Origin of the sequence: Streptomyces sp. NPDC058401 (genome assembly GCF_042722885.1) — a bacterium.
In the GTDB taxonomy this organism is placed as follows: domain Bacteria; phylum Actinomycetota; class Actinomycetes; order Streptomycetales; family Streptomycetaceae; genus Streptomyces.
Genome location: NZ_JBHXKA010000210.1, coordinates 1 through 9049, shown reverse-complemented (window position 1 = coordinate 9049; position 9049 = coordinate 1). Strand labels below are relative to the sequence as shown.

Here is a 9049-nt window from a genome sequence, read left to right as displayed (position 1 = left end):
GGATATACCCAGCCCCTCCGGCGTTTGAGGAGCGGGGTCCGGGGGCTGGCCCCCGGGGAACGGGCGAAGGGTGGGTAGGGGACTCTGCACCGCGCAGCGGGAGGTCAGAGCAGGGTTGCGCCCGGGGCCGGGCCGGTGGCCAGGTGGGTGCTGCGGCAGGTGTCGGAGGCTGCCAGGGCAGCGGACACCTTTGCGGCGGATTCCGCGTCGCGGACGAGGAAGGCCGTGGTGGGGCCGGAGCCGGAGACCAGCGCCGCGAGGGCTCCGGCATCGGCCCCCGCCGCGAGGGTGTCCGCGAGGGAGGGCCGCAGCGAGAGGGCCGCGGGCTGGAGCCCGTTGGCCAGGGTGGCGGCCAGCGCGTCCGGGTCGCCGGAGGCGAGGGCCGCGAGGAGGGCCGGGGAGGCCTGCGGGGCGGGGACCGATGTCCCGGCGGTGAGCCGGTCGAACTCGCGGAACACCGCCGGGGTGGAGAGGCCTCCGTCGGCCACCGCGAACACCCAGTGGAAGGTGCCGGCCGCGACCGGGGTCAGGATCTCCCCGCGCCCGACCCCCAGCGCCGCCCCGCCGACCAGGCTGAACGGCACGTCGCTGCCCAGTTCCGCGCAGAGGGCGAGGAGGTCCTCGGCCGGGGTCTTCAGTCCCCAGAGGGCGTCGCAGGCGAGGAGGGCTGCCGCCCCGTCGGCGCTGCCGCCGGCCATGCCGCCCGCCACCGGGATCCGCTTCTCGATGTGCAGGTGCACGTCGGGTGCGATGCCCGCCCGCTCCGCGAGGATCTCCGCCGCCCGGGCCACGAGGTTGGTGCGGTCCAGCGGCACCTTGTCGGCGTCCGGGCCGGCGCAGGTCACGGTGAGTGCGGCGGCCGGGGTCGCGGTGACCTCGTCGTAGAGGGAGACCGCGAGGAAGACGTTGGCGAGGTCGTGGAAGCCGTCCGGGCGGGCCGCGCCCACCGCCAGCTGGACGTTGACCTTCGCGGGGGCCCGTACGGTGACCGACTGGCTCACAGCGCGGGCCTCTCCGCGGCGGGCTTGTGCTCGGCGATCGCCGCGAACTCCTCGACGGTGAGGGATTCGCCGCGGGCCTGCGGGGAGACCCCGGCGGCGACCAGCGCCGCCTCGGCGCCCGCGGCCGACCCGGCCCAGCCGGACAGCGCCGCGCGCAGCGTCTTGCGGCGCTGGGCGAAGGCCGCGTCGACGACGGCGAAGACCTCGGCCTTGGTCGCGGTGGTCTTGACCGGCTCGGCCCGGCGGACCAGGGAGACGAGCCCGGAGTCGACGTTCGGTGCGGGCCAGAAGACCTTGCGGCCGATGGCGCCGGCCCGCTTGACGTCCGCGTACCAGTTGGCCTTGACGGAGGGGACTCCGTAGACCTTGTTGCCGGGCTCGGCGGCCAGCCGGTCGGCGACCTCGGCCTGCACCATGACCAGGGTCCGCTCGATGCTGGGGAAGCGGTCGAGCATGGTGAGCAGGACCGGCACGGCCACGTTGTAGGGGAGGTTCGCGACGAGCGCGGTCGGCGGCGGCCCGGGCAGCTCCTTGACCAGCATGGCGTCGGAGTGGACGAGCGTGAAGCGGTCCTTGCGCTGCGGCATCCGCGCTTCGATGGTGGCGGGCAGCGCGGCGGCCAGGATGTCGTCGATCTCGACGGCGACGACCCGGTCTGCGGCCTCCAGCAGTGCCAGCGTCAGCGAGCCCAGTCCGGGCCCGACCTCGACGACCACGTCGTCAGGCCGGACTTCGGCGGTGCGCACGATGCGGCGCACGGTGTTGGCGTCGATGACGAAGTTCTGGCCCTTCTGCTTCGTCGGCCGTACGCCGAGTACGGCGGCCAGCTCCCGGATGTCGGCCGCGCCGAGGAGGGCGGACGTTTCGGGGGTGGCGGTCTCGGGCTGGGCGGTCTCCGGAGCGGAGGATTCGGGCTGCTGCTCTGCGGTGCTCACCGATAAAGGGTACGGCCGCAGTGTGGCCAGGGACTCGCCCCCCGCTGGACGTAGAGCTTCTTGGCGCGGTACGTCTGTTCCGGGCCCGGAGCGTCCTGCGGGCGGCCGCTGCCGCCGAGGGCCTGCCAGGTCTGTACGTCGAACTGGTAGAGGCCCCCGTACGTCCCCGAGGGGTCGGTGGCACCGGCCCGGCCGCCCGACTCGCAGCGGGCCAGCGCGCCCCAGTCGAGGCCGTCCGCGCCCTGGACGGAGGCGGGCAGCTGCTTGGTGCCGACCTTGACGAGCTGGCTGACGGGCTCGCGGACGGTCTCCTCGGCGATCCGGCGGGGTTTTTGCCGGACGCCGTTGACGGTGCGCAGGCCGTACGTGACCCTGCGCGCTCCGGGCCGCCCCGAGCGTTCGACGACTTCGGTTCCGGCGAAGAGGGCGGGGTCCTTGACCCGCTCGGTCGCGTACGGGATGCGTTCCTCGCGGATCTCGCGGGTGCCGCTGATGCGGAGCACGGTGACGGTCTGGCCGTCGCGCGGGAAGGAGCCGGCGGGCACGGAGGTGGCGTCCTGGCCGTGGAGGGTGATCCCGGCTTCGTCGAGGGCCTCCTGCACGGTGGCGGCGTTGGTGCGGATGGTCCGCTCGCGGCCGTCGGCCATGAAGGTGATGCTGCGTTCGGTGCGGACGGCGAGGGTCAGGCCGGTCCGGGGGACGGGGGCGGTGCGGGGGGCGGAGAGGTAGGCGCCCTCGGCGCGGATGCCGAACTGGCGCAGTGCGCCCTCCACGGTGCGGGCGGTGGTCCACACCTCGCGCCGCTGTCCGTCGAGGGTCAGGCTCATCGGGCGGCCGTAGCGCAGGACGATCTCGTCCCCGTCGTCGAGGACCTCCGCCCCGGCGGGGGCGACGAGGTCGTGGGGGCCGATGCCCAGTCCTTCGGCGGCGAGCAGCTCGTCGACGTCGTCGGCGAAGGTGTGCAGGGTGCGCGGGACTCCGTCGACGGTGAGCCGTACGGACTTGTCGGCGGCGACGAAGGCGGTGGTGCCGCCCGCGAGGAACGCGACGACCAGGGCCTGCGGCACGATGCGCCGCCAGGTGTCGCGGGGGGCGGGGGCCGCGCCGCGGCGCCGCCGGGGCGCGGGGGCCGGGGCGGTACCGATGCCGGTGCCGGTTCCGGTGTCCGGGGCGGCCGGTGCGGGCACCGTGCCGAGGCCGCCCCGGCGCCGTCCGGTCCCCGCGGGGGCCGCTCCGGCCGGGGCGGGGGCGGTGTCCGGGGCCGCCGCCGGTGCGGTGCGGCGCCGGCGGCCGGTGGCGGGCGGCTCCGGCTCGGGGGCGGGACCCGGTGCGGGACCGGCGGGGGCGGGGGTCCGGCCGCGCGCCCGGCGGCCCGCCCCGGGCTCGGCGGCGGTCCGCCGCCGCCCGCCGCCCCGGGGCGCGGGCACCGCGGGCTCGGGGTCCGGGTACGGGTCCTCGTGCGCCCCCGGGTCCGGATAGGGGTCCGGGTACCGGTCCGCGTACGGATCCGCCAGGTCCCCGTCCGTGCCCGGGGCGGGGAACGGGTCCGGGCCGGGGCCCGGTTCCGCGGTCGGGTCCGGGGCCGTGGCCCAGGGATCGCGTCCACCGGCCGGCCAGGCCACATCGCTCATCGCGCTCGCTCCACTGGTCCGTCCGGCTGCTTCGGGCACGGCACCCTAGCGGAGCGTCCGTCACGCTACAAAGCGGAACGGATACGGAACGTGGCGAACGGGTGAGGGGACGAGAGGGTGCGGAGGAGGGGCTCAGTAGGCGAAGGCGCGGGCCGTGTTGGCGGCCAGTGCGGTCGCCATGGCGTCCTCGTCTATGCCGCGGACCGCGGCCATGGCCCGTACGGTCAGCGGAATGAGGTACGGCGCGTTCGGCCGCCCGCGGTACGGGGCCGGGGTCAGGTACGGGGCGTCCGTCTCCACGAGCACCAGTTCCAGCGGGGCCACCGCCAGGGCCTCGCGCAGCGGCGCCGCGTTCTTGAAGGTGACGGTCCCGGCGAAGGACATGTAGTAGCCGGCAGCGGCGCACTCCCGGGCCATCTCCGCGTCTCCGGAGTAGCAGTGGAAGACGGTCCGCTCGGGGGCGCCCTCCTCGCGCAGGACGCGCAGCACGTCCGCGTGCGCCTCGCGGTCGTGGATGACCAGGGCCTTGCCCTGTCGTTTGGCGATCTCGATGTGCGCGCGGAAGGAACGCTCCTGCGCGGCCATGCCCTCCGGGCCGGTCCGGAAGTAGTCGAGTCCGGTCTCGCCGACCGCCTTCACGTGCGCGAGGGCGGCCAGGGCCTCGATCTCGGCGAGCGCGTCGTCGAGCGCGGCCTCGCCGCCGCCCGTCCGGGCGCCCTGCCGCGACCAGCCGTCGGGATCCCCGTGCACGATCCGGGGGGCTTCGTTGGGGTGCAGGGCCACGGCCGCGTGGACGTTCTCGTACGCGGCGGCGGTCTCGGCGGCCCAGCGGGAGCCCTTCACGTCGCAGCCCACCTGGACGACGGTGGTCACCCCGACGGAGGCGGCCTTGGCGAGGCCCTCCTCGACAGTGCCGGACTGCATGTCCAGGTGGGTGTGGGAGTCCGCGACCGCCACCCGGAGCGGTTCGGGCAGCGGGGGCGGTGCGTCGTTCGGCGTGCTACGGCTCATACGGCCGATCTTATGACCGGCGGAAGAACCCCAGCAGCCGGGCCATCAGCCCGGGCCGTTCCACCGGGACCGGCCCGGGGGCCTCGTGCAGGGCGGCCTTGCGCGGCTTCGGTGCCTTCGGGGCTTTCGGCGTCCTGGCGGTGTACCCGGCGGGCACGGGTCCTGCGATCCCCGGGGCCGCGCGGTGGTGGTAGAGCTGGTCGAGCATGCCCATGACCGACTTGACCTGGCCCTCCCGCATGATCCGCACCACGTGGCCGCCGCAGTTGTGGCAGGTCGGGTTGGACAGCGGGGAGGGGACCCGCTCGCCGTCGGCCGTGTAGACGATGAACGGCATGCCCCTGCCGTCGGTGTGGTGCTCTATCTCGTAGCCCTGCTCCCAGCCGTAGCCGCACTTCATGCAGGCGAAGGAGTAGGCCTCGTGCACGGTCGGCACGGATGCGGGAGCGGTCCCCGTCACGGCCGTGGCGGCCGGCGCGGCGACGGCCGAGGCGACGGGTCCGGCCGGTTGGGGGAGGGGACGGGGTTCGGCGATCTCACTCATGCCAGCTCCTCTTGTTCCACTGCTGCCATTGCCAGTGGACGCCTCTTCGGGCGGGAGCGCATCAGGCCCTGTCCAGTGTTGGACGGTCCTTGGGCGAGTCATGCCCAAAGCGCCCGGTGCGCGGTCTGAGCTTTGCTTTTCAGGTTAGCTCTTTACCGACTCACGGCGACTTTTGTGCCGCGTTCTTTGCCGCCACCACCGCGTCGAACACCTCGCGCTTGGGTACCCCGGCCTCGGCGGCGACCGCCGCGATGGCCTCCTTGCGCCGCTCCCCCGCCTCCTCGCGCACCCGTACCCGGTTCACCAGTTCCTCGGCGTCGACATCGCCGGGGGCCGCGGCCGGGGCGCCCTCGACGACCACGGTGATCTCCCCGCGCACGCCTTCGGCGGCCCAGGCGGCCAGCTCGCCGAGCCCGCCGCGCTTGACCTCCTCGTAGGTCTTGGTCAGCTCGCGGCAGACGGCGGCGCGCCGGTCGGCGCCGAAGACCTCGGCCATGGCGGCCAGGGTGTCGTCGAGCCGGTGCGGGGCCTCGAAGTAGACGAGGGTGCGGCGTTCGGCGGCCAGCTCGCGGAGCTTGCTCAGGCGCTCGCCTGCCTTGCGGGGCAGGAAGCCCTCGAAGCAGAAGCGGTCGACCGGCAGCCCGGAGAGGGCGAGCGCGGTGAGCACGGCGGACGGTCCGGGGACGGCCGTGACCTTGATGTCCTTCTCCACGGCGGCGGCGACCAGCCGGTAGCCGGGGTCGGAGACGGAGGGCATCCCGGCGTCCGTCACCAGGAGCACCCGCTTGCCGGCCTCCAGGGCCTCCACCAGTTCGGGGGTGCGCGCGGACTCGTTGCCCTCGAAGTACGACAGGACCCGGCCGGTGGTGAACACGCCGAGCCCCTGAGTCAGCCTGCGCAGCCGCCGGGTGTCCTCGGCGGCGATCACGTCGGCCCGCTCCAGCTCTGAGGCGAGCCGCGGCGGGGCGTCGGCCAGGTCCCCGATGGGGGTCCCGGCGAGGACGAGGACGCCCGCCCCCGGTGCGTGGGAGGGGGCCGGGGAGGGGGCTTCGGCGGTGCGGGGCTGCTCAGTGGTCACCGCCCCATCCTCTCAGCCGCCCCAACCGCCGCGCCCCACACTCCCGTCCCCCTGGGTCCGGCACGGGGTCGTTCCCTACGATGTGCCGGTGACCAGTACCGCGACGCCGCCGCCCAGCCCTGCGGGGGCCCCGCCCGCCACCGAGGCCGGGCCCGGCCCGGACCCCGCCGACCAGCCGTCCGCCTGGCTGCGCCGCCTGCGCGGCTTCGGCTACGCCCCGCCCGCCGGGGCGAAGCGGCAGTCGGACGTCGGCACCCGCCTGGTGCCCCCGTACGCGCGGCCGTCCGCGCAGCTGTGGGCGCAGATCGGCATCGGGCCGGCCGCGGCGGTGCGCTGGGAGCGGGTGCTGGCCTGGGCCGGGCCGCTGCTGGTGGCGCTGGTCGCCGGGGTGCTGCGGTTCGCCCACCTGGGCACCCCGAAGGCGGTGATATTCGACGAGACGTACTACGCCAAGGACGCCTGGGCCACGATCAAGCAGGGCTACGAGGCGAGCTGGCCCAAGGACATCGACAAGTCGGTCCTCGCCAACCCCGACGGGGTCCCGCTCCCGCTGGACCCGGGCTACGTCGTGCACCCGCCGGTCGGCAAATGGGTGATCGGGCTCGGCGAGTGGATGTTCGGCTTCGACCCGTTCGGCTGGCGGTTCATGACCGCAGTGCTCGGCACCCTGTCCGTGCTGATGCTGTGCCGCATCGGCCGGCGGCTGTTCCGCTCCACCTTCCTGGGCTGCCTGGCCGGCCTGCTGCTGGCCGTGGACGGCCTGCACCTGGTGATGAGCCGGACCGCGCTGCTCGACCTGGTGCTGATGTTCTTCGTGCTGGGCGCCTTCGGAGCACTGGTCATCGACCGGGACAAGGCGCGGGCCCGGCTCGCGGCGGCGCTCCCGGTGGACGAGGAGGGGCGGACCCGGCCGGACGCCCGGATCGCGGAGACGCTGAAGCTGGGCTGGCGCCCGTACCGGCTGCTGGCCGGGGTCAGCCTGGGCCTGGCCTTCGGTACGAAGTGGAACGGCCTGATCGTGCTCGCCTTCTTCGGCGTGCTGACCGTGCTGTGGGACGCGGCCGCCCGCCGCACCGCGGGCGCCGGCGCCCCGTACGCGGCGATGCTGCGCCGCGACAGCCGGCCCGCCTTCCTCTCCCTGGTCCCCGTGGCGATCTCCGTCTACGTGGCCTCGTGGCTCGGCTGGATCCTCTCCCCCGACAACGGCAAGGGCGGCTACTTCCGCGACTGGGCCGCCAAGAACGACCAGCACAGCTCGTGGTCCTTCCTCCCGGAGTGGCTGCGCAGCCTGTGGCACTACGAGACGGAGGTCTACAAGTTCCACGTGGGCCTGACCACCGGCCACACCTACGAGTCGAACCCGTGGAGCTGGCTGATCCTGGGCCGCCCGGTCTCCTACTTCTACGAGTCCCCCGCACCCGGCACCGACGGCTGCCCGGCGACGGAGACGGCCAAGTGCGCGCGCGAGGTACTGGCGCTCGGCACGCCGCTGCTGTGGTGGACGGGCTGCTTCGCGCTGCTGTACGTGCTGTGGCGCTGGTTCTTCCGCCGCGACTGGCGGGCGGGCGCGATCGCGTGCGCCCTCGGCGCGGGCCTGCTCCCCTGGTTCAACTACCAGGAGCGGACCATCTTCTTCTTCTACGCCGTGGTCTTCGTCCCGTACCTGTGCCTGGCGGTGGCCATGATGATCGGCGCCCTGCTGGGCCCGGCCGGCTCCTCGGAACGCCGCCGCGCCGTGGGCGCGGTGGCGGCGGGCGTCCTGGTGCTCCTGATCGTGTGGAATTTCATCTACTTCTGGCCCATCTACACCGGCCAGTCCATCCCGATGGATTCCTGGCAGAACCGCATGTGGCTGGACACCTGGGTCTAGCGGGACCGCTGCGAGTCCGGTTGTCCCGTGCGCACAGCGCAACCAAACCCCTGAAGCGTTTGTCTGTTCGACGTAAGGTCTACTCCATGGGCCACTTGAACACGTTCAGTGTTCAAGGGCCGGGGTCGGGGCACACGGGAACGGGACGGGGACGGGACATGAACGGGGCTGCAAAGGGGGCCGCCGTCGGCGGAGCCTTCCTGGCGATGCTGGGCGGGGCCGTGTACGGGGTGTACTCGCTGGTGGGGGACACCGGTGACGACGACGCCAAGAGCGCGAGCACGAGCGCGACCGGCCCGGCGGTGCCCGCCAAGGGCACCGGGCCGGTCAGCGACAAGGACGCCGCGGCGACCGCCCAGGCCTTCTTCGCCGCGTGGGCGGCCGGGGACGCCCGGGCCGGGGCCGATCTGACGAACAACCCGGCGGAGGCGCAGGGCGCCCTCGGGGAGTTCAAGACCAAGGCCTACGTGTCCAAGGTCGCGATCACCCCCGGCGCCCAGACCGGGACCACGGTGGCGTACTCCGTCGCGGCCGAGGTCACCTACGAGGGGGTCACCAAGCCCCTCGCCTACGAGTCCAAGCTGACCGTGGTCCGCGGCAACACCACCGGGCTGCCGCTCGTCGACTGGCAGCCCTCCGTGCTCCACCCGCAGCTCCAGAAGGGCGAGAAGCTGCGCGGCGGCGCGCCGGCCAACCCTCCGGTCAAGGCCGTCGACCGCAAGGGCCGGGAGCTGACGGCCGAGAAGTACCCCTCGCTGCGCCCGGTCCTCGACAGCCTGCGCAAGACGTACGGGGAGCGGCTGGGCGGCACGAGCGGCGCCGAGCTGTGGATCGAGCCGGTTGCCCAGGAGGCCCCCCGGCGGACCCTGCTCACGGTGATCGAGGGGAAGCCCGGGGAGATCGAGACCGTCCTGGACGCCGACGTCCAGGCGGCGGCCGAGCAGGCGGTGCTGAAGTTCCCGCAGGCTTCGGTGGTCGC

8 protein-coding genes are annotated in these 9049 nt (G+C 74.1%); 2 read left to right on the top strand and 6 right to left on the bottom strand.

The genetic code is table 11. The annotated features are described in order from the left end of the window. Positions 1–104 precede the first annotated feature (104 nt). The 6 genes from ACFWNV_RS37970 to rsmI form a co-directional block, all read right to left on the bottom strand. On the bottom strand, positions 105–1001 hold the full coding sequence (locus ACFWNV_RS37970; protein ID WP_383956353.1) for a 4-(cytidine 5'-diphospho)-2-C-methyl-D-erythritol kinase: 897 nt from the start codon (positions 999–1001) through the stop codon (positions 105–107). After that, positions 998–1837 carry a 16S rRNA (adenine(1518)-N(6)/adenine(1519)-N(6))-dimethyltransferase RsmA gene (rsmA, locus tag ACFWNV_RS37965; protein ID WP_351376251.1) on the bottom strand — a complete coding sequence of 280 codons (840 nt, stop codon included), beginning with the start codon at positions 1835–1837 and terminating at the stop codon, positions 998–1000. Before rsmA ends, ACFWNV_RS37970 begins: the two co-directional genes overlap by 4 nt. Before the next feature lie 95 nt (positions 1838–1932). Further along, positions 1933–3123 carry a ubiquitin-like domain-containing protein gene (locus tag ACFWNV_RS37960; protein ID WP_383956356.1) on the bottom strand — a complete coding sequence of 397 codons (1191 nt, stop codon included), beginning with the start codon at positions 3121–3123 and terminating at the stop codon, positions 1933–1935. A 576-nt stretch (positions 3124–3699) separates the two neighbouring features. Further along, positions 3700–4578, bottom strand: a complete 879-nt coding sequence (locus ACFWNV_RS37955; RefSeq protein ID WP_383956350.1) for a TatD family hydrolase — start codon at positions 4576–4578, stop codon at positions 3700–3702. Between the two features lie 10 nt (positions 4579–4588). Then, positions 4589–5122 carry a hypothetical protein gene (locus ACFWNV_RS37950; RefSeq protein WP_383956347.1) on the bottom strand — a complete coding sequence of 178 codons (534 nt, stop codon included), beginning with the start codon at positions 5120–5122 and terminating at the stop codon, positions 4589–4591. 160 nt (positions 5123–5282) lie between these two features. Further along, entirely contained in the window at positions 5283–6200 is a 918-nt protein-coding gene (gene rsmI, locus ACFWNV_RS37945) for a 16S rRNA (cytidine(1402)-2'-O)-methyltransferase (RefSeq protein WP_383956344.1), read from the bottom strand. Positions 6201–6288: 88 nt separating this feature from the next. On the opposite strand from rsmI, the gene ACFWNV_RS37940 reads away from it, so the two are divergent. Continuing rightward, on the top strand, positions 6289–8070 hold the full coding sequence (locus tag ACFWNV_RS37940; protein WP_383956341.1) for a dolichyl-phosphate-mannose--protein mannosyltransferase: 1782 nt from the start codon (positions 6289–6291) through the stop codon (positions 8068–8070). Between the two features lie 158 nt (positions 8071–8228). Continuing rightward, positions 8229–9049, top strand: an 821-nt coding sequence (locus tag ACFWNV_RS37935; RefSeq protein ID WP_383956338.1) for an NTF2-like N-terminal transpeptidase domain-containing protein, incomplete at its 3' end; no start/stop codon positions are given.